Source organism: Streptomyces sp. NPDC014864 (genome assembly GCF_043081525.1).
GTDB lineage: Bacteria > Actinomycetota > Actinomycetes > Streptomycetales > Streptomycetaceae > Streptomyces.
The window spans coordinates 87046-107698 of record NZ_JBIBWT010000001.1; the positions used below are offsets into that span (position 1 = coordinate 87046).

The 20653-nt window shown below is 70.7% G+C and carries 18 protein-coding genes and 2 pseudogenes; 15 read left to right on the forward strand and 5 right to left on the reverse strand.

What is annotated here, in order from left to right; translation table 11 throughout:
• The first annotated feature begins 135 nt into the window (after positions 1-135).
• Positions 136-1464: a hypothetical protein gene (locus tag ACF1A5_RS00445; protein ID WP_392190614.1), complete on the forward strand. Its 1329-nt coding sequence runs from the start codon at positions 136-138 to the stop codon at positions 1462-1464.
• A 106-nt stretch (positions 1465-1570) separates the two neighbouring features.
• On the opposite strand, the gene ACF1A5_RS00450 is transcribed toward ACF1A5_RS00445, so the two are convergent.
• The 3 genes and pseudogenes from ACF1A5_RS00450 to ACF1A5_RS00460 form a co-directional block, all read right to left on the reverse strand.
• Complete coding sequence (locus tag ACF1A5_RS00450) at positions 1571-2101, reverse strand: hypothetical protein (protein WP_392190615.1); 531 nt, start codon at positions 2099-2101, stop codon at positions 1571-1573.
• Between the two features lie 167 nt (positions 2102-2268).
• Positions 2269-2637: pseudogene (locus tag ACF1A5_RS00455) on the reverse strand (hypothetical protein); the annotation flags it as partial.
• A gap of 161 nt (positions 2638-2798) precedes the next feature.
• Positions 2799-3065 (reverse strand): hypothetical protein, encoded by a 267-nt coding sequence (locus tag ACF1A5_RS00460; protein ID WP_392190616.1) that lies wholly within the window; start codon positions 3063-3065, stop codon positions 2799-2801.
• Between the two features lie 945 nt (positions 3066-4010).
• Between ACF1A5_RS00460 and ACF1A5_RS00465 the strand changes: the two genes are divergently transcribed.
• From ACF1A5_RS00465 to ACF1A5_RS00505, 9 genes are all read left to right on the forward strand, one after another.
• Positions 4011-4742 (forward strand): hypothetical protein, encoded by a 732-nt coding sequence (locus ACF1A5_RS00465; protein ID WP_392190617.1) that lies wholly within the window; start codon positions 4011-4013, stop codon positions 4740-4742.
• 16 nt (positions 4743-4758) lie between these two features.
• On the forward strand, positions 4759-5679 hold the full coding sequence (locus ACF1A5_RS00470) for a hypothetical protein (protein ID WP_392190618.1): 921 nt from the start codon (positions 4759-4761) through the stop codon (positions 5677-5679).
• Positions 5676-6983, forward strand: coding sequence for a CpaF family protein (locus ACF1A5_RS00475; RefSeq protein ID WP_392190619.1), 1308 nt, complete (start codon positions 5676-5678; stop codon positions 6981-6983). Before ACF1A5_RS00470 ends, ACF1A5_RS00475 begins: the two co-directional genes overlap by 4 nt.
• Positions 6984-7078: 95 nt before the next feature.
• The gene (locus ACF1A5_RS00480) at positions 7079-8104 is read left to right on the forward strand and encodes a type II secretion system F family protein (RefSeq protein ID WP_392191181.1); all 1026 of its coding nucleotides are present in this window, start codon (positions 7079-7081) and stop codon (positions 8102-8104) included.
• Positions 8101-9021 carry a type II secretion system F family protein gene (locus tag ACF1A5_RS00485; RefSeq protein WP_392190620.1) on the forward strand — a complete coding sequence of 307 codons (921 nt, stop codon included), beginning with the start codon at positions 8101-8103 and terminating at the stop codon, positions 9019-9021. The genes ACF1A5_RS00480 and ACF1A5_RS00485 overlap by 4 nt, the downstream gene beginning before the upstream one ends.
• Positions 9022-9105: 84 nt before the next feature.
• Complete coding sequence (locus ACF1A5_RS00490; protein ID WP_356187490.1) at positions 9106-9357, forward strand: hypothetical protein; 252 nt, start codon at positions 9106-9108, stop codon at positions 9355-9357.
• 109 nt (positions 9358-9466) lie between these two features.
• Positions 9467-9907, forward strand: a complete 441-nt coding sequence (locus ACF1A5_RS00495; protein WP_392191182.1) for a TadE family protein — start codon at positions 9467-9469, stop codon at positions 9905-9907.
• The gene (locus ACF1A5_RS00500) at positions 9908-10339 is read left to right on the forward strand and encodes a TadE/TadG family type IV pilus assembly protein (protein WP_392190621.1); all 432 of its coding nucleotides are present in this window, start codon (positions 9908-9910) and stop codon (positions 10337-10339) included.
• A gap of 68 nt (positions 10340-10407) precedes the next feature.
• Positions 10408-10887 carry a TadE/TadG family type IV pilus assembly protein gene (locus ACF1A5_RS00505; protein ID WP_392190622.1) on the forward strand — a complete coding sequence of 160 codons (480 nt, stop codon included), beginning with the start codon at positions 10408-10410 and terminating at the stop codon, positions 10885-10887.
• Positions 10888-11212: 325 nt separating this feature from the next.
• Here the strand turns inward: ACF1A5_RS00505 and ACF1A5_RS00510 are convergent, their stop codons facing one another.
• Both ACF1A5_RS00510 and ACF1A5_RS00515 read right to left on the reverse strand, forming a co-directional pair.
• A complete protein-coding gene (locus ACF1A5_RS00510; protein WP_392190623.1) occupies positions 11213-12310 on the reverse strand; it encodes a hypothetical protein in 1098 nt (365 codons plus the stop codon).
• A complete protein-coding gene (locus tag ACF1A5_RS00515) occupies positions 12298-12954 on the reverse strand; it encodes a hypothetical protein (RefSeq protein ID WP_392190624.1) in 657 nt (218 codons plus the stop codon). Before ACF1A5_RS00515 ends, ACF1A5_RS00510 begins: the two co-directional genes overlap by 13 nt.
• A gap of 292 nt (positions 12955-13246) precedes the next feature.
• Between ACF1A5_RS00515 and ACF1A5_RS00520 the strand changes: the two genes are divergently transcribed.
• The 5 genes and pseudogenes from ACF1A5_RS00520 (at position 13247) to ACF1A5_RS00540 (ending at position 20648) form a co-directional block, all read left to right on the forward strand.
• The gene (locus ACF1A5_RS00520; RefSeq protein ID WP_392190625.1) at positions 13247-14446 is read left to right on the forward strand and encodes an RNA-guided endonuclease InsQ/TnpB family protein; all 1200 of its coding nucleotides are present in this window, start codon (positions 13247-13249) and stop codon (positions 14444-14446) included.
• 101 nt (positions 14447-14547) lie between these two features.
• Complete coding sequence (locus ACF1A5_RS00525; RefSeq protein WP_392190626.1) at positions 14548-17529, forward strand: BTAD domain-containing putative transcriptional regulator; 2982 nt, start codon at positions 14548-14550, stop codon at positions 17527-17529.
• A 620-nt stretch (positions 17530-18149) separates the two neighbouring features.
• Positions 18150-18680, forward strand: a pseudogene (locus tag ACF1A5_RS00530) (prepilin peptidase); the annotation flags it as partial.
• A 140-nt stretch (positions 18681-18820) separates the two neighbouring features.
• Entirely contained in the window at positions 18821-20035 is a 1215-nt protein-coding gene (mqnC, locus tag ACF1A5_RS00535; protein ID WP_392190627.1) for a cyclic dehypoxanthinyl futalosine synthase, read from the forward strand.
• A gap of 7 nt (positions 20036-20042) precedes the next feature.
• Positions 20043-20648 (forward strand): hypothetical protein, encoded by a 606-nt coding sequence (locus ACF1A5_RS00540; RefSeq protein WP_392190628.1) that lies wholly within the window; start codon positions 20043-20045, stop codon positions 20646-20648.
• The last annotated feature ends 5 nt before the right edge of the window (positions 20649-20653 follow it).

Here is a 20653-nt window from a genome sequence, read left to right on the forward strand (position 1 = left end):
CGTGAAGGGCGCTCGCCAACCAGAACCGAAGACCGGCACAGGATGCCTGGACAGCAAGCGTTGACTGGGCGATCGGTTGCCGAGACCAAGCTCCCGGAGCCAGTTCTGCGACCCCGCCTCGCCTCTGCTCATGCCGTGGACGTGGCGCGTCGCGCACGGATCTACGCGGTTGACGGCGAGATCGTCGTCAGGGACGGGCACGCGCGCGAGCGGTCCTATCCCCTCGGGGAGAACGGCATCGCGCGAGCCCGTTTTGTTCCGCCGGCCGTCCACGAGGGCGGTGGTGCGAAGAGGAATTCATCCGACCGGTGGGGTGTGGTCGACTTCCAGAAGGCCGACGGCCAGTCGATTCTTCAGGTTCCCCTGGCCGAGTGGCTGCCGGAGGCCGGGCTCACGGGGTTGATCGCCCTGACCCCTGAGGAGTGTCTCGAACGCACGGGACTGCGGTCACTCTTGACGCGGCTGCGCGTTCCCTGGGACGACACCGCTGCGCCGTGCGCAGTCTCACCCACGAGCAAGAGGCCGATCAGTCGTCCTGATCGGGCCGTTCACCGGGACTTGCCCGCCTGGCACAACTGGGTCCGAGGCGTCGGGACGCTCGTGTGGTTCGTCTGCTTCCTCCTCCTCCCCATGACGGGCAACGGCAATCGCTGGACGGTCCTGACGGCTGTCTCCGGGCTGCTCCTCGTGCCGGGAACAGACCTGCTCGTTCGTCTTCTCCTCAGTTTCCGCATGCGCAGGGACACCTCGCTCACCGGCGCCGTGGTGATCAGGCCCTGCCCTCCCACGCACTGCGGAGCATCGAACCGGTTCTGCGGCACTGCAGCCATACGCGTACTGCCGGGGGACGTCGTGATGACGAACACGGTGGGCGAGGAGCGCTGGCTCGCCAGGAACGCCGGCCATGGCGTGACTCGCCTCGTGCGGCTGCTGGACCCCTGCACCGGCGACGTGCTCGGTGTGGAGTTCCGTGACGGCGCGGATCATCCGCGAGTGCTGCTTCCCTGGCAGTGCTGGTTCTCGGGTGCAGGCGGCCAGGAGAGCTGGAGCCGTCTGGTCGCCGCTCTCGATGTACCCGTCTCGGACCGGGCCGCGCGGCGTGTGCGAGCGGAGGCTGCCTGGTGGGATGGCCACACTCTGGCTGCCGACGCCGTGAAGTTCTCGCCGGTCGAGGCGAATGAGGCTCGGCGGGCAACGAGCCGGTACTCCTCGGTCATCGGAGAAGGAGAAGCGATTGTCGTGCCCGTGCTCAGCCTGCTTCCCCTGCTGGGCCTCTTCTCGCATCAGCCTACGGCTCAAGTGGCAGGGGTTCTCGCCGCCCTGACCGTGATCGCCGGGCTCGGGCCGGCCCTCGGTCACCAGTTCACCAGCCGTTTCAAGCTCGACCGCCCCGCTGACCGGGAGCCACCCATTGGTGCTGCCGGATCGGGATCGCAGGCTGACGCACATGAGCGACGCGGTTGAGTTGCGCAAACGGGAGTTCATCGGCCGCAGAGGAACCCAGCCCGTGTGGGCCCCTTCCTTGCGATCGGTGTGAAGCCGTCAGACGTGAAGGGGCAGTCTTTGCGCGTTACCCGAGGTCCAACTGCCTCATCAGGTGCATATGGATGTCGCTGCGCGGCTCGTCGGTGACGACCGTCAGCCACGACCCGTCGGCGAACCTGATGCGCAGCCTGTCGCTGGGATGCAGCCCGGTGAGGGGATCCTCGATCACCGCATCCGTGGCCGGGATCTCGGCGACGATCTGCATCCGATCCTCCTGTCGTACGGATACCCGCTTGGGCGGCGCGGCCAGGACGATGCGGTCGGGAGCCAGGACAAGCAGCCGCTTGGGGTGGGACGAGTGGCTGTACCAGCGCAGCAGGAACTGGCCGGCCGCCGCGGTCCAGTCGCCGTCGAAGAGTTGGTCCAGGGCCTGCGCGGCGATCGCCGTCTTCGCCGCCTCGGCTTCCTGCGCCTCGGCGCGGGCTCTGGTCCCGTGCGCCTTGGAATTCAGCAGCCGCTGTGCTGCTTCCTCCACCACTGAGAGGAGTGCCAGGAGCATCACCAGGGGCGCGAAGAGCGCGGCCACCAGAGTGCCGAGGGCCCCCAGCGGGGTCATGCGGGCAGGCCGCAGGGGCGCGTTGCCGATGATGTCGCGTATTTCCTTCGGCGGCGTGGGAATCCTTTCGATTCGGCACCAGGAGGCGCACTCGGCCGCCACCCCAAGCTGCTCGCCTCTGCGTTTCGTGGGGTTCCTCCTGCTCATGTCCTCGACCAACACGTCACTCAGCGGTTCACGGACTGGATCTCCTGAACCGTGACGTCCTGGGTGGTCCCGAAGGTGCCGTCGGGGAGATCACCACCCGTGCCCCCGGTGCCGGTCCAGTTGATCTGCCATGTGACGGTTGCCCTGAGCTTGAAGGCTCCGTCGGCGGAGGAGCGGAGGTACTTGATGCCGCACGGTGGGGTCCGGTCAGCCTTGCCCTTGGCGTAGGGCTCGCCGATCGAGCCGTCGTCGTTGATCGTGCACTCGCCGGAGGCCGGGTATGTCCGCGCGTCCTCGGCGCCCGGTTCCAACTCGAGGGCGACCGGCTCGGCTGTCGTCGTCGCCTGGATGTCGAGGCCGGCGGCGTTGAGGGTCGCTGTGACGGAGACCCTTTTTGTGATGCGCGACTCGATGGCGTTACCGGATTTCTTCCCGGAGGTCTTCACTCCGCCGTCGAAGCCCCCCGGACCACGTGCTGCGAATGCGGGACCGGCGGCCAGCACGCACGCGATGGTGAGGACGCCGACGACCGGCCCGCCTCGCCGTGGCTTCACCGGGCGCACTTCTTGCTCCCCCTCTCGGACGCCAGCTCCGTAGTCTGCCAGACGCCATCCTTGTTCTTCTTCAAGTGCGTGTTGTAGTAGACGTAGGAATCGTCGTCCGCAGGCGTCCTGTCGACCTTCTTCGTCTTCCTGTTCTTGTTGAAGGCCTTGGTCTCGTCGGTGCAGAACGTGACGCCCGCCGACGTCTTTCCGTAGACCACCACGCTGGGGTTGAAGTACCGCACGGTGCCCGTGTAGGTGATCCCCGCGTCCACGAACGACTTGACCCACCTGGCGCCGCTGACGAGGGCGTCTCCCTGCCGGTAGAAGGCGAGGGCCGGCTCGTCCGGATCACCCTTGACGATGGCGTAGTTCGTGGCGGTCGGGGCTCGGCCGGCGTCGGCGAGGATGGCGTCCTTGGCCGCGTCCCCTGTCTTCCAGCTCTCGAAGTCGTCCCGGACATCACTGTGCAGAGTCGCCCTTCGAGTCGGTGTCGCCGCTGCCGCTGCCGCATCCGCTCAGCAGCAAGGTCGTGGCCGCGGCAAGCGCGACAGCAAAGGACAAAGAGCGGCGCTTCACAGTTGACTCCCCGTGAGACAAAGCCTCAGCCAAGGAACGTAACGGTACTGGGGCGTTGGCGGACCCGTCAGATGGCCCTTGGGTCACGGTGGTCAAGGTCACGCGGCGTTGGCGTCATGCGCCGCGTCGTCAAGGACGCGGTGCAGTCGTGGACGCGGGCCCCGGACTGGACAGAGAGCCACGGCCACTTCCACCTGACCGGGGTGTACTTGGCAAGGGTGCGTCGCCGTCGGCGACGGTGCCGCACACTCAGGTGAGTGAATGGTGCAGGCCTGATGGTCACCCCGTGACGAACGCCTCAGTCGGCCCTGTTCCGAGTTGGAGTGCGTTCGCTGTCGGTGCGGTGGCGGATTCGCTTCCGCACAGTGTTCAGGGTGCGTCGATGGGCCGCCCAACTGGAGTGCGTGAAAAGCCAGTTGCAGACGTAGAACACCGTGCGTCAGGAGGCCCCTGAGGTCGGGCGCGCCTTGAGGGGGATATGCGCTGCTGATACGGTGCGATCGCTTGACACTCATCCGAGCAGTGGCTAATCGCCCAGGTCGGGTGGTACGCCCGGTGCATCCCGCATGTGGGGGACGGGGCGGAGTGTCCTGAATGCTGAGAGTCTGACACATCTTCTTGGGTGTACGGGGAGCGGTTGCGTGAAGATCCAGGAGCGTACGGGGGCGGGCGCGGGACGTTCCGCGGCTCCGGCTCAGCCGTCGGTCGGTGACCGGCTTCCCACACCGCCTCGCGAGCGCAAACCGGCCCTGGCCGCCCTCGCGGTGCTGCTGATCCTGGTGGGTGCGCTGGGCGCCACGATGCTCGTCCTGCGCGCCGGGGACCGGGTCGAGGTCATCAAGCTGACGGGCGACATCCAGGCGGGCGAGTCCATCAGCGAGAGCAAGATCACCTCGGTGATGGTGTCCGAGGACTCGGGCGCCGACTTCGTGCCCTGGTCGCAGCGGCAGAGCCTGGAGAAGCTGCAGGCCAAGTCCACCCTCTACGAGGGCACCGTGGTCGTCGGCCAGATGTTCGCGGCAAAGACCTCCATGGGCGCCGGTAAGGCGACCGTCGGAGTCTCGCTCAAGGAGGGCCAGTACCCGATCAACCTCAAGCCCGGTGACAACGTCGCCGTCTACCGCGTGGGCAACGACAGCGCCGCCGGCAGCCGGGGCTCGTCGGGCTCCTCCTCGTCCTCCTCGTCGTCCGCCGCCGGCAACTCGCTGCTGGTGGAGCGTGCCGTGGTCAGCGACGTGAAGCGGGCCGGGGGCGACGTCATCAGCAGCACCAGCCTGCCGGTGGTCCTCACCGTCGACGCCTCCGAGGCCGCCGCCCTCACCCAGGCCGCGTCCGCGGGCGAGGTCGCCGTCGTCACCATTCCCGGCAACTGAGGGCGGCAGCGCACCCATGGCCCTCATCGCCCTCGCCGCCGACAAGGGTTCCCCCGGCGTCACCACCGCCGCCGTCGCCCTGGCCGCGGTCTGGCCGCGGCGCGTCCTGCTCGCCGAGACCGATCCGGCCGGCGGCGACCTCGTCTACCGCAGCGCCGCGGCGCACGGCGGGCCGCTCAATCCCAACGTCGGCATGTTGTCCATCGCCGCGACCGCGCGCCGCGGCCTCGTGCCCGACCAACTCTGGGATCACGTACAGCCGTTGAGTGGCGGCCTGGAAGTCCTGGTCGGGCTCGGTGTCGCCGAGCAGGCCGCCGGACTGACCGGGCTGTGGCCCACCCTCGGCCACGCCTTCGCCTCCCTCGCCGACTCCCCGAACGCACCCGCCGACGTCATCGCCGACTGCGGCCGCATCAGCGGGGACACGCCCGCCGTCGAACTGTTCCCGCACGCCGCCCTCGTCCTGCTGATCGCGCGCACCGAGCCGGAGTCGCTCGCCCGCGTCCGGGACCGCGCCGCCGCGCTCTCCGCCAAGCTGCACGGCGGCCCGCGCGGTGCCGCGAGCCTCGCCACGCCGGCCATCGGCGTCGTCCTCGTCGCCGACCCCAACAGCGCCGGCAAGGTCTCCGGCCAGGTCAACGACATGCTGGTGCACGCCCAGACCGGCGCCCGCGTGGTCGGCACCATCGCCGACGACCCGTCCGGCGCAGACCAGTTGGCCGGCCGCAGGCGGGGGCGGCTCGACAAGTCGCTGCTGATCCGCTCGGCCCGCAAGGTCACCGCGGACGTCTACCAGCAGTACGGCGCCGCGTGGGCCGCGGCGACACAGGCGCAGCAGGTCCCCCAGGCGCAGCCCCAGGCCCACCAGCCCCAGCCCCCGCAGCAGACCCACCCCACCCAGGGACGGACGACCGGTCACGCGGAGGCCGGCCGATGACCGCTGTCGACCACCAACTGGTCAAGCGGTTCCGGCAGGAAGCCGGTGACCGCATCGCCGAGCAGCGCCGCCTCGACCAGGTCAACGGCGTCACGCCGATGTCCGGCGAGGACGAACGGCAGTACGCGCGCGCGGTCATAGCCCAGATCCTGGAGGAGTACGCCCGCACCGAGATCAACGCCGGTCGCACCCCTCTCGACGCCGAGACCGAGGAGCAGTACGCGGCCGCCGTGCACGCGGCGCTCTTCGGCGTGGGTCGGCTGCAGCCGCTGCTCGACAACCCCGAGGTCGAGAACATCGACATCAACGGCTGCGACCAGGTCTTCGTCGGCTACGCCGACGGGCGCGAGGTCAAGGGCGATCCCGTCGCGGAGACCGACGAGGAGCTCATCGAGCTGATCCAGGTGCTCGGCGCGTACTCGGGGCTTTCCTCCCGGCCCTTCGACTCGGCCAACCCCCAGCTCGATCTGCGGCTTCCGGACGGTTCGCGTCTGTCGGCCGTCATGGACGTGGCCCGGCGCCCCGCCCTCTCCATCCGCCGCGCCCGCATGGGCAAGGTCTTCATCTCCGACCTGGTCGGCAACGGCACCCTGACCCCCGAGGTCGCCCACTTCCTCGCGTGCGCGGTCCGCGCCCGCAAGAACATCATGATCGCGGGGGCGACGAACGCGGGAAAGACCACCCTGCTGCGCGCCCTCGCCAACGAGATCCCGCCGCACGAGCGCCTCATCACCGTCGAACGGGCGCTGGAACTCGGGCTCGACACCTTCCCCGAACTGCACCCCAACGTGGTCGCCTTCGAGGAGCGCCTGCCCAACTCCGAGGGCCAGGGCACCATTTCCATGGCCGAGCTGGTCCGCCGCTCGCTCCGTATGAACCCCTCCCGGGTCATCGTCGGTGAGGTGCTCGGCGACGAGATCGTGACCATGCTCAACGCGATGTCGCAGGGCAACGACGGCTCGCTGTCCACGATCCACGCCAACAGCTCCAGCGAGGTCTTCAACCGCATCTCCACCTACGCGCTGCAGGCCTCGGAACGGCTTCCCATCGAGGCCAGCCAGATGCTGATCGCCGGAGCGGTGAACTTCGTCGTCTTCATCCAGCGGCGCAACAACTACCAGACCGGCGGCCGCCTCCAGCGCGTGGTCACCTCCGTCCGCGAGGTCAACGGCGTCGACGGACGCGTGCTGTCCAGCGAGGTGTTCGCCGAGGCGTCCGACGGCCGGATCGTGCCGCACGCGCCCATAGCCTGCCTGGAGGACCTGATGGCGTACGGCTACCAGCCCCACGGATCCTGGGGGTGACCGGCATGACAGGCATGACGGGTGCGACGAGTGTGACGGGCATGGCGTCGGAGGCCGGCCCCCTCGCCCTCGGTTCTGCCGGATCGCTCGGCTCCATGGGCGGTCTGTTCTCCACCACCGTCCTGTACTCCATCGGCTGCGGTGTCGCCGTCGGCGGCGGACTCGCGCTGCTGATGATCGCCGTACGCGGCCTGCCCGCGAAGCCCGAGCACGAGAAGCGGAAGGCGAGCCGGCGCGCGAACGAGCTGATCCGGTTCGCCGGTCAGCGGGGCTCCCTGGCCGCCATCGTCGGCCTCGTCGTCCTGCTGCTCACCCGCTGGGCGGTCGCCGGAATCGCCGCCGGTGTCCTGGTCTTCTTCTGGGACCGGCTCTTCGGCGGCGCGGCCGAGGAACGGGCCGCCATGCGCCGGGTGGAGGCGCTGGCCTCCTGGACGGAGTCGCTGCGCGACACGATCGCGGGCGCGGTCGGCCTGGAGCAGGCCATCCCGGCGTCCGCGCGGGCCGCCGCCCCCGTGCTGCGGCCCCACCTCGACTCGCTCGTCGACCGGTTGCGCGCCCGTACGCCGCTGCCCGACGCGCTGCAGATGCTCGCGGACGAGATCGACGACGCGTCCGCCGACATCATCGTCGCCGCGCTCATCCTCAACGCCCGCCTGCGCGGCCCGGGTCTGCGCCAAGTGCTGGGCGCGCTGGCCAAGTCGGCGCGCGAGGAGGTCGACATGCGCCAGCGCGTGATGGCCCAACGGGCCTCCACCCGCCGTTCGGTGCAGATCGTGGTGGCGGTGTCGATCGCCTTCGTGCTCGGCCTGTCCATCTTCAACCGCGAGTTCGTGGCGCCGTACGGGACCGCGGTCGGCCAGCTCGTCCTCGCGGTCGTGTGCGGGCTGTTCGCGCTCGGCTTCTGGTGGCTGCGCAAGCTGTCCACCATCGAGACGCCCGAGCGCTTCCTGGTGCGCGACGAGACGGCGGTGCAGTTCGTCCGCCCGCGGACGCCGGCTCAGTCAGGTCAGTCCGGCCAGCCGGGGCAGTCGCTGCCGTCCCAGTCGCCCCAAGCATCCCAGCCGTCTCAGCCGCCTCAGTCGTCTCAGTCGGTCCAGCAGGGAGAGGGGCTACGACGGTGAACCTGACGATGCCGATCGTGGTCGGCGCGGTCCTCGGCCTCGGCGTCTACGCCCTCGTACGCGCCCTCATGCCGTCCAAGCGCAGCGCGGTCGCCCAGGTCGCGCGGATCGACGCGATGCGGGCGCGCGGATCGGCGTACCAGACGTCGCGCCGGGCCCGGGAGGCCGGACGCTTCGGCTCGCTGCGGGCCGAAGTCGGCTCTCGTGTGGCCGAGTTCTACCTCCAGCAGGGCTGGGAGCAGCGCTCGCTGCGCGCGGACCTGGCCGTACTGGAGCGCAGCTGGGAGAAGTTCCTGGCGACGAAGGCGCTGCTGGCGGTCGCGGGGCTGTTCTTCGGGCCGTTCCTCTTCGCCGTCGTCTGGACGCTCGGCTTCGGCAGCGGCCCGGTCATCCCGGTCTGGCTGGCGCTGGTGTGCGCGGCGCTGTTCTTCTTCCTGCCGGACCTGGAGGTACGGCGGGACGCGGCCGAGAAGCGGCGCGACCTCCGGCGGGTCATCGGCGCCTACCTGGACCTGGTGTCGATGAGCCTGGCCGGCGGCCGCGGTCTGCCGGAGGCGCTGATGGCGGCGGCCGAGGTGTCCGACGGCTGGGCGAACCAGCGCATCCGCAACGCGCTCGCCGACGCCCGTATCACCGGCATCAGCCAGTGGCAGGCGCTGGGCCAGCTCGGCGAGGAGCTGGGCGTGGAGGAGCTGAAGGACCTGTCGGCCTCTCTGGCCCTGGTCGCCGACGACGGCGCGAAGGTGCGTGAGTCGCTCGCCTCCCGCGCGGAGACCATGCGCCACCGCGAACTGGCCGAGATCGAGGGCAGCGCGGGTGAGAAGTCGCAGTCGATGCTGGTGGCCCAGTTGCTGCTGTGCGCCGGCTTCCTGGTCTTCCTGATCTTCCCGGCGGCGATGCGGGTGTTCCAGGTGTGAGTCGTACGCAATGTGAGCCGGCGGCTGTCGGACGCCAACTACCCCTGATCTCCTGATCTTCAGCTGAGTCGAGAGGAAACTGTCATGAACGGACGAGACTTCCACACCGGGATCCCGGCCGTGGACTTCCTGGTCACCTTCCTGCGGGGCCGTGTGGAGCGGGCCCGCTCGGGCGAACTGGACCGCGGTGCCTCCGCGGTGGAGTGGGTCATCATCTCCGCCGTCGTCGTGGCGATCGTCGGCGTGGTGGCCGCCATCATCAACTCCGCGCTGAGCGAGGGCGCCAACAAGGTCGGCGACTGCATCAAGGGCGCGGACGCGGGCAAGACCTGCTGACCGCCGTACGAGGACGCCGGTCGACGGCGTGATCGGTCAACGGGGCGACAGGACCACGGGGTTACGGGGACACGGGTACACGGGGATGCTGGCGGACGTGAGCAGAGGGATGCGCCGCAGGGTGCGGGCCGCGCGTGAGGCGGCGGCGGACACCGGCGGCGACGCGGGCATGACCGCGATCGAGTTCGTGCTGCTCACCCCCGTACTGTTCTTCATGATCTTCGCCACCGTGCAGTTCGCGCTGTACTTCTTCGCCGACCACGTCGCCCAGGCGGCGGCCCAGGCGGGCGCCCGCAAGGCCCGCGCCACGGCCGACGAACAGCCCGGCGGCTGGCGCGGCGAGGCCCGGGACGTCGTGGACGCCTACATCCGCCAACTGGGCCCGCAACTGGTCCTGTCACCGGACGTCCAGACGGTCCAGCCCGACCAGGGCACGGTGGGCGTGGAGATCTCGGCCCGGGTGCCGACGGTGTTCCCCGGCCTCGACCTGACGGTGCACGCGCAGTCGGCGGGGCCGGTGGAGAGGTTCGTGAAGGAGGGGCAGAACTAGATGAACTGCCCACGCCGGAGTCGTCTTCGCCTCGCGCGCGACGACGACCGGGGCCTGTCCACCGTCGAGGTGGTGATCCTCGCCCCGGTGATGATCCTGTTCATCCTCGTCCTGGTGGCCTTCGGCCAACTGGTCGACGGACGTGGCGCGCTCGACGGCGCGGCCCGGGACGCGGCCCGCGCGGGCTCGATCCAGAAGGACCACGCGACGGCGATGGCCGAGGCGCGGAGGGCGGCCGAGGCGGACCTGTCGGACGTCTGCTCCGGTCCGGTCTCCGTCGTCCAGACGAGCCAGGGCTTCGAGCCCGACACCATCTTCACGGTCGAGGTGAGCTGCCAGGTGCGCGGCCTGGCCATGCTCGGCCTGGACGTCCCGACGACGCTGTCGGCCAGCTTCAGCTCCCCGCTGGACCCGTTCCGGAGGACGGCATGAACGGCCGCGGACGCATGAGGGACGCCGGGCGTATGAGGGGCCTTGGGCGTATGAGGGGCGGCGGAGGGATGAGGGGCGTCGGGCGAACGGGGAAGGCCGTGCGCACCTGGGGGACCACCCGCCGCTCGGCGCTGGACGACCGGGGCTCGGGTGCCGGCGCGGTGATCCTCTTCGCCCTGGTCTTCCTGTCCCTGTCGGCCTTCGTCATCGACGGCGGCCTGTCCATCTCCAAGCGCGAACGCGCCGCCGACATCGCGGAGCAGGCGGCCCGCTACGCCGCCCAGGACATCGACCGCGAGGCCCTCTACGACAACGAGGGCGGCCCCGCGCCGATCAACTACCAGGACTGCGACACCCGGGTGAAGACCTTCGCCCGCGAGATGGGGATGACGACCGTCGACATCGCCGCGAGCCACTGCGTCGCGGCCGACGTGGAGCAGGTCCAGGTCGAGATCCAGCTGACGTACTCCCCGGTCTTCACCGGCATGTTCTACGGCGGCGACGTCGTCGTCCACGGCCAGGCGGTGGCCAAGAACGAGGTCGGCTGACGCGGGCGGGGCGTCACTTGGCGCGTGAGCCGTTTGCCTCCCCGCTCGTCCGCGGTCCTTACCTCGCCCGTGGCCCTCTTGGCCAGGTCGTCATCGAGTCTCTTGAACTCGCGCACGACGGCGTCGGACATGTCGGCCAGGGCGTCGAGCTGCTGGGTGATGTCCTCGCGGCCGTCCTCCCAGTTGGACTCGAAATCGCTCGGTTGGTCTCCCCCGGGGCTGCGGGTGGGCAGCTGTTGCAGTAGGGAACGAAGCTGTCAACCTGTTTGCCTGGGCACGTGATGGTTGACGGGCGGGGTGGAGGGGCGGTCGGCACGGGGGCACTTCAGCGGTTGATCGACTGGATTTCCTGGACGTTCATGTCCTGGGTCGATACGAAGGTGCCGTCGGGCAGGTCGCCCTCGGTGCCATCGGATCCCTTCCATGTGATCTGCCAGGTGACACTGACCCTCAGGTGGTAGGGAGCACCGTTGCTTGCGCGGAGATAGGTGAGGCCGCAGGGCGGGGTCTTGTCGGCGTCGCCCGCGGTGTAGGGCGTACCGATGCTGCCGTCGTCGTTGATACGGCAGTTGCCGGAGCCGGGGTAGGTCGTGGCGTCGTCTGTGCCTGGCTCCAGATGCAGCGCGACCGGTTTCGCCGTCGTCTCCGCCCACAGACCCGTTTTCGGGAGGGAGGCGCGGACCTTCACGTCCTTGAATGTGCCCCGGTCCAGCCAGACCCAGGTCGGGAGGTTCACCGTCGACTTGGTCTCCGGCTTCAGCTCCACCTCGGTCTTGGGGACCTTGATCTTGTTGTAGGCGTACTCGGCGAGCGTCTTGGGAGTGGGAGTGTTCGGGTCGTCCGGGATCCGGCCGGCGGTGACCCAGAACATGATGCGACCGCAGTCCCATGAGTTCGGGTCGTTGTCGTCCGGTGCGACTCCACGCCAGAAGTAGCCGTGTTTCCCCAGGTTGTACTTCTTGTATCCCTCGGCGCTGCTGTTGGAGGCGGAGTGCAGGTCGAAGTTGTCTGCTGGCTTGCCGTCCCGGTAGTGATCGGTCCAGAGCCCTTTGCCCCACCACGACTCGTGAATGCCGACGTCGCCACCGCCGTCGGTGTCCACGAACCTCTTGAGCTCGGCGGGCGTGAAGACGGGCTCGTACCAGCAGGCCGGCGGCTTCCAGTTCGGATCGACCGCTCCGAGATTCCCCTGATTGTCCCCGCCGTCGTCGCCGCTCACATACGTGAGCTGGATGTGGGAAACCGAGGCCGAGAGCGTTCCCTTGCCGTCGGTGCCGCCGCTGGGCTGGTCGGCGGACGGCACAGTGGTGTTGTCTTCCGGTCCGGCGGCGTACGCCGTACTTCCGGACCACAGGACGGCCGCGACCGCCAGGGCAGCCGTGAATCGGCGAGGAGCAGGCCGCGTGGATGTCATCGCCGGCATTCCTTCACGCGTCCCTGCACCTCGATCTGAAGCACCTTCCAGGTCTTCTGCGCGCCCTTGGGTGCGGCCATGAGGAGGCGGAACTGCTGGTAGTCGTCGAGGCTCGGCTCGGTGTACTTGACCTTCTTTGTCTTGACGTTCTTGCCGTAGAACTTGCTCTGGTCGCGGCACATCGTGACGAGCACACCACCGGTGGAGCCGACGTCGTCGGTCCGGGCTCTGTAGTAGCTGTCGGTTCCGGTGGCGGTCCACTCGTCGTTCACCCACGCCTGGATCTGCTTCTTGGCGTATTTGGTGGCGTTCCCCAACGAATAGAACTGATACGCCGGGTCCTCGGGATCCTGGGCCGTGATGCCGTGATTCAGGGCGAGGACGTAGTTCTTCGCGTTCTCCAGGGCCGCGGCGTGATCTGCGTCCGACGGCTGTGTGACGTCGAACGTGACGCGCAGGTCCCTCGGCAGACTCACGTCCGGTCGGCCGGAACCGGACGCTGCGGTCGCGGAAGCCGACGGGCTCCCCGCCCCCGTGTCCGCGCCTTTGATGTCGTCCGGCTTTCCGGTGCCGCTTCCGCCGCAGGCGGTGAGCAGGAGGGTGGCTGTCGCGGTGAACGCGATGGCGGCGGCGGTCAGGGCGCGGCGGGCCACGGTTGGTCTCCCCCGAGTCGGTGGCTGGAAGGGTGTTGCAGCAGGGAACGAAGCTATCAGTTGCCCCTGAACGGCACTTGAGCGGTCATCGAAGACTGTGTGGGGGTGTGAGGACTGTGACGTGGCGGTTGTGAACGACGCAATTCGGCTCACAGTCGCGAAGTGCGGTTCCAGGGTTAACTCGGGAACCTCTGCGGAGCAGGGCAAGGGAGTCCGGTTCGCTGCCAGGGCGAACCGGCGCCTGTCACCGACAACCCAGGCAGTCACAAACGGATCGGTTAGTATGTGAGTTGTGGAGGTAACCCCCGTGAAGCGGGCGTTCAAGTACCGCTTCCATCCGACCGATGCGCAGGCGGCAGAGCTGTCGCGCACGTTCGGGTGCGTGCGGAAGGTCTACAACCTGGCGCTCGCCGCCCGTACGCAGGCGTGGACGCTGCAGGCCGAGCGGATCAACTACAGCGCCACGTCGGCGATGCTGACGGCGTGGAAGAAGACCGAGGAACTGGCCTACCTCAACGACGTCTCCTCCGTCCCCCTCCAGCAGGCCCTGCGCCACCTGCAGGCGGCGTTCACCGCGTTCTTCGCCAAGCGGGCCAAATATCCGCGGTTCAAGTCGAGGAAGAAGTCCCGCAGGTCCGCCGAATACACCACGTCCGCGTTCCGGTTCCGCGACGGGCGGCTGACGCTGGCGAAGATGGCCGAGCCGCTGGACATCGTCTGGTCGCGTCTCCTCCCGCAGGGGGCGCAGCCGTCGACGGTGACCGTCTCCCAGGACGCGGCCGGACGCTGGTACGTCTCCCTCCTCGTCGAGGACCCCGGCGTCGCACCGCTGCCCGCCACGGACACGGCCGTCGGCGTCGACGCCGGGCTGGACCACCTGCTCACCCTGTCCACCGGGGAGAAGATCGCCAACCCGCGGCACGAGCGCCGCGACCGGGCCCGCCTGGCCAGGGCCCAGCGGGAGCTGTCCCGCAAGCAGAGAGGGGCGAAGAACCGGGAGAAGGCCCGGCGCAGGGTCGCCCGCATCCATGCTCGGATCGCCGACCGGCGCCGTGACCACCTGCACAAGCTCACCACTCGGCTCGTTCGTGACAACCAAACGATCGTGATCGAGGACCTCACTGTCCGCAACCTGCTCAAGAACGGCAGACTCGCCCGCGCCATCAGCGAGGCGGCATGGTCGGACTTTCGCAGCATGCTGGAGTACAAGGCTCAGTGGTACGGCCGCGAGGTGATCGCGGTGGACCGCTGGTTCCCCTCCTCCAAGCTGTGCTCGCACTGCGGAGCCCTGCAGGAGAAGATGCCGCTGCACGTGCGCACCTGGACGTGCGAGGGCTGCGGCATCACCCATGACCGCGACGTGAACGCGGCGCACAACCTTCTGGCCGCCGGGCTGGCGGTGTCGGCCTGTGGAGCCGGTGTAAGACCTCAACGGAGAACTCCGGGCGGGCGACCGGCGATGAAGCAGGAAACCCTACGGCGCGAGCCGTAGGAATCCCCCTCCATCAGGAGGGGGAGGAAGTCAAAAGATCTCTGTAGGCTCAGCACACCCCCGTGCCCCACGCCCTCTCCACACGACCCAGGACTCCCGCCATGGCGCGACGCAGTACTTCCAGTCCGACCGGAAGCCCGACGGGCCCGAGGAACCGGACGCCGCAGCCGGTGCGGGTGCGGCGGCGCACGTTCGGGGATGTCGTGAAGGCGTTCCTCGCCTTCGTGGCCCTGCTCGTGCTGGTCGTCGGAGTGCCGGGTGCGCTCGCCGTGCTCGTCGGGTGGCCGCTGCCGCACGGGGCTCCCAGCCTGGACTGGCTGCAGCAGGAGATCACCGTCACGACCTTCCTGCACATCCTCACCGTCGTGGTCTGGCTCGCCTGGGCGCAGTTCACGGCGTGCGTGCTGGTCGAGGTGAAGGCCGCACTGTCCGGCGTCGGCGTGCCGGGGCGGGTGCCGGGCGCCGGGCCGACTCAGCTGCTCGCGCGGCAGCTCGTCGCCGCGCTGCTGCTCGTCGGCGCCACGGCCGCGAGCCTCACCCCGGGCCTGTCGCAGCTGGGGCACAGCCTGGAGGGGAACCAGAAGGGCACGGTCGCCGCGGCCCAGCAGCTGCCGGGTGGGCTGTTCGCGCAGCAGCAGGAGCAGGCCGCGAGCACGGCCGCCGCCGTGGCCGAGCAGGCCTCCCACGCCGCCGCCCACGCGGACACCGGCGGCGCCGCCAGGCAGGGGGACACCAAGTACTACCGGATCCAGCCCCCCGAGGGCCGGCATCACGACTCCCTCTGGGAGATCGCCCAGCGCCACCTCGGCGACGGACGCCGGTACAAGGAGATCTACGAGCTCAACAAGGACCGTGTCCAGCCGGACGGTTCCCGGCTCTCCGAGGCCAGCCTCATCCGGCCCGGCTGGATCATGGAGATGCCCGCGGACGCGCACGGCGGCGAACTCGTCGAGATGCCGGACCCGTCGGGCAAGGTCTCCGAGCAGGAGCAGCGGCAGATCCACGACTACGCCAGGACCGGCGACCACGCCCAGGGCGGCGGTGCGCAGGCCCAGGGCGGCGGCCACGCGCAGGAAGGCGCCCACGCGCAGGGCGGCGGCCACGGCGGCGCGGGCCGGGCCTCCGTGCCCGCCCAGCGCTCCGCCTCCGACGCCGGGCACGCCCAGCACGCCACCGGCTCCGAGTCCGGCGACCACTCCTTCGGCCTGCCCGAAGCCCTCCTCGGCGCCCCGCTCCTCGCCGCCGGCCTCCTCGGCGCCCTGGGCCGCCGGCGCCGGCAGGCGCTGTGGCAGTCGGCGTTCGGCGCCGTCGGCGGGCGGCGCGGCATGGAACCGCCGACGCCGACCGGGGACGCGCTGGACGTGCAGGACGCCCTGCTGGTGGGTGCGGACCCCGAGGGCGTACGCCTCCTCGACCGCTCCCTGCGCGCCCTCGCCGCAGCCCTCGCCGCCGAGTCCCGGCCGCTCCCCGTCGTCTACGCCGCCTGGCTCACCGGCGGCGACCTGCACCTGCAACTGGCCCAGCCGTCCGGGAAGCCGCCCGCGCCGTGGCAGACCGGGCAGGACGAGACGTTCTGGATGCTGGCGCGCGCCGACGCCGAGCGGTACGAGGACGTCGACACCGCCGCCCCGTACCCCGGCCTCGTCAGCCTCGGCACCATGGACGACTCGCGCCTGCTGCTCAACCTGGAGGCGGTGCCCGGCATCGTCTCGCTGAGCGGCCGCGAGGCCGACCGCGCCGCCGTCTTCGCCTCCGTCGCCGCCGAACTCGCCACCAACGGCTGGTCCGACCGCATGACCATCACGCTCGTCGGGTTCGGGCAGGACCTCACCCCGCTCGCCCCCAACCGGCTCCGCCACCTCGACGGCGTCGAGGCGCTCCTGGAGACCATGGAGGCCGAGACGCGGCAGCGGCGCGGGGCGCTCGGCGCCGCCGGGCACGACTCGGTGCTCACCGGGCGCACCGGCCCGGCCCAGCACACCCGTTGGGCCCCGCACCTGGTGCTGCTCGCCGCCCAGCCCTCCGCCGAGGAGGCCCGCAGGCTCGCCGAACTCGCCTCCGACGCGAGCCGGTTGGGCATCGGCTATCTCGTCGGCGCCGAGTCCGGTGAACTGCCCGGCGCCGCCTGGGAGATGGAGATCACCAGCGAGGGGAGGCTGCTCGCCCCGCTCCTCGGTCTCGAACTCGACGCCCAGCGGCTGCCGTTGACCCAGCAGCAGGCGGTCGTCGAACTGTTCGTCGAGGCCGACCCGGAGAGCGGCCCCGACGGGCCGACGACCACCCCGCCGTTCCTCGTCGACATCAGCGAGCAGGGACGTCCCGCGGTGTACGCGCGGCTGGTGGGCCCGTACGAGATCATCGGCCTCGACAGCCCGGACGGCGAGCGCAGCGCACTGCTGCACGAGGCGCTGGCCCTGCTGCTCCTGCACCGGGAGGGTGTGCACCCGCGGGTGCTGTCCTCCGCGCTGTGGCCACGTGGCGTCACCGACGACGTGCGGGAGGCGCTCCTGGAGCGGCTGCGGGCCTGGCTCGGCAACGACCCCGACGGCGGTGCCCGGCTGCGGACCGACGGCGCCGGGCGGCTCACGCTCGCCAAGTCCATCGTCTCCGACCTGGACGTGCTGCGGTCGCTGTACCACGAGGCCACGCAGGGCAAGGGCGTCGACAGCCGGGTCGTCCGCGGGCGGCTCCTCACCGACGCGCTGGTACTGGTCCGCGGTCCGTTGCTCGCCGACCGGCCCGAGGGCCGCTACCGCTGGCTCACCCACGAGATCGTCGACGCCCAACTCCCGCTGCTCGTGGCGGACATCGGGCTCGCCCTGTCCGCCTTCCACCTGGAGAAGGAGCGGGCGGAGAAGGCCATCGAGGCGCTGAACGCCGCGCTGCGCACCGCCCCCGCCGACGAGCGCCTGTGGCACGAGTTGCTGCGCGCCACCCACGCCACCGCGGACACCGACCGCCTCAGGGCCGTCGCCGCGGACCTCGCCGGCCGCAGCGGCGCCCGCGGCCTGCCACCACGCACCGAGGCGCTGCTGGACGAACTCCTGCCGACCTGGCGCGACGACGTCGCCGCAGTGGGATGAACGACCTGCTGCCGCTGGCCGGCGCCGCCGCGCTGTGGGGTGCGGCGGCGGGTGCGCTGCTGCCCCGGCCCGCGTACCGCTTCTCCGTGCCGGCGGGGGAGCCCTGGCGCGCGCACTGCCCCGCCGGGCACCCACTCCGCGGCTGGCTGGGCCCGGCCCGATGCGCCGGCTGCGCGACCGAGCCCGGCTCCGGGCCCGTGGGGCCTGCGGGTACGGAGGGGGCGGCGGACACGGCTGCCTCCGGCCGCCGGGAGGCCGGTACGGCGATACGTGCGGACGGGGAGTCGTCCGTGCGCCGCGACGCCGATATGCCCGAGCCCGGTGACGGTGACATAGATGCGGCCGCGCCGCGCGACGCTGATGCGCCTGGGCGTGGGGACGTTGAGAAGTCCGGGCCCAAGACCGGTCCGGCCGCCCCCGAGGTCGCCGGCAGGGCCGTACAGGCGGCTCCGGCTCCGGCTGCGGACCCGGCCTCGGCTCCGGCCCCTGATCCGGACCCGGCCAGGGGTGCGGACCCCGCCAGGGACACGGACCCGGCCAGGGCCACGGATCCGGCCAGGGACACGGACCCGGGCCCGATCCCGGACGTGTGTCCCGCCCCCGCCCCCCGAGCCCCCCGCACGTTCCCGACGGCCGTCGTCACCGCGGTCGTGTGTGCCGTGCTCGCCGCCGCCACCGGCGCCCGGCCCGAGATCGCCGTGTGGCTGATGCTCGCGCCCGTCGGGGTGCTGCTCGCGCTCGTCGACCTCCGGGTGCGGCGGCTGCCCGACGTGCTGACGCTGCCGCTCGCGGGCGCCGCACTCGCGCTGCTGGGCCTGGCCGCCCTGCTGCCCGAGCACGCGGGGCACTGGCCGACCGCCCTGTACGGCACCTTCGCGCTCGGCGGCGGCTACTTCGTCCTGTTCCTCATCAACCCCTCGGGCATGGGGTTCGGCGACGTGAAGCTGGCGCTCGGCGCGGGCGCCGTGCTCGGCTGGTACGGGTGGCCCACCGTGATGCTGGGCACCTTCGCCGGGTTCCTGCTCGGGGCGCTGTACGGCGGTGCGCTCGTCGTCACCCGGCGGGCGGGACGCAAGTCGGCCATCGCGTTCGGGCCGTTCCTGATCGCGGGCGCGTTCGTCGGGCTGCTGATCGGCGCGTACGCGGCCTGACCGGCAGCCCGTAGCGGGGCCTGTTCTCCGGTGCGGGGCCGGCCCGGTCGGTGGCGCGGGCGCAGCCTGGGGCCCGGGGCGGGAAACGGCTGTCGTAGGCTGGTTCGGTCCGTCCGACCCCTTACGAAAGGGACGCTCCGGTGACCGAGAAGGCCGACCTCACGTCTGTTGATGTCACAGCCGTCCTCGACCGTGCCGCCGCGGGCGGACGGATCACTCCAGAGGAGGCGCTCGACCTCTACCGCCACGCTCCGCTGCACGCGCTCGGCGCCGCCGCCGACGGCGTGCGCCGCCGTCTGTACGCGGGCACCGAGCACATCGCGACGTACATCATCGAGCGCAACATCAACTACACGAACGTGTGCGTCACGGCGTGCAGGTTCTGCGCCTTCTACGCGGCCCCCAAGGACACCGAGAAGGGCTGGACGCGCGACCTCGACGACATCCTGCGCCGCTGCGCGGAGACCGTGGAGCTCGGCGGCACCCAGATCATGTTCCAGGGCGGCCACCACCCCGACTACGGCGTGGAGTACTACGAGCAGCACTTCCGCGCCATCAAGGAGGCCTTCCCGCAGCTGGTGATCCACTCGCTGGGCGCGTCCGAGGTCGAGCACATGGCGCGCATCTCCGGCGTGAGCGTCGAGGAGGCGATCACCCGGATCCACGAGGCGGGTCTCGACTCCTTCGCCGGTGCCGGCGCCGAGCTGCTCCCGGAGCGGCCGCGCAAGGCCATCGCCCCGCTGAAGGAGTCCGGCGAGCGCTGGCTGGAGATCATGGAGGCGGCGCACAGGCTGGGCGTGGAGTCCACCTCCACCATGCTGATGGGCACCGGCGAGACCAACGCCGAGCGCATCGAGCACCTGCGGATGATCCGGGACGTGCAGGACCGCACGGGCGGCTTCCGCGCCTTCATCCCGTACACCTACCAGCCCGAGAACAACCACCTGAAGGGCCGCACCCAGGCGACCCTCTTCGAGTACCTGCGGATGATCGCGATCGCCCGACTGTTCCTCGACAACGTGCGGCACATCCAGGGCTCCTGGCTCACCACCGGCAAGGACGTCGGCCAGCTGACCCTGCACTACGGCGCCGACGACCTCGGCTCGATCATGCTGGAGGAGAACGTCGTCTCCTCCGCCGGCGCCAGGCACCGCTCCAACCGCCTGGAGATCATCGAGCTGATCCGCCGGGCGGGCCGCGTCCCGGCGCAGCGCTCGACGACGTACGAGCACCTCGTCGTCCACGACGACCCGGCGAACGACCCGGTCGACGACCGCGTGATGTCCCACATCTCCTCCACGGCGATCGCGGGCGGGACGGCACATCCCGAGCTGAAGCTGCTCACGTCCAACTAGGCGCGCCGTGCTGACGATTCACGCGGACTCCAGGGGCCGTGCGCTCGCGGTCGAGGGCGAATGGATCGTCGCCGCGGCCTCCCTGGAGGAACTCGCCGTCACCCACCCGCACGCGCGAGTGCGCCGGTGGCCCGGCATCCTCACGCCCGGCCTCCTGAACCCGCACGGCACGGAGCTGCTGGAGGAGGCCTACCACCCGGATCCGCGCGAGGCCGACGAACTCGGCACCGAGCCGCTGACCGGGGACGCGCTGACCGCGCTCGCCCTGGACGACGCGCGCTGGGGCGCGAGCGCCCGGCGCGGGGTGCAGCGGATGCTGGCGCACGGCACGGTGGCGGCGGCCTGCGCGCCCCTGACCAACCGTGCGGTGCGGGACGCCGTCCGGCGCACCGGGCTGGGGGTCGTGGGCCGCCTCGGGCGCCCCGCCGGGACTCCGTCCCTCGACCCGTACGCCTCCGGGCTCCCGGTGGAGTTCCAGCCCGAGCGTGAACGTGGATCCGCCGCCCGGTTCGCGGTGTTCGACGTGCGGGACGAGGCGGAACTGGCCGCACGCGGAGCCGGTACCTGCGTGGCGACCGTCGTGGCCGGGCGCCTGGTGTACCGGCGCCGCTGAGCCCG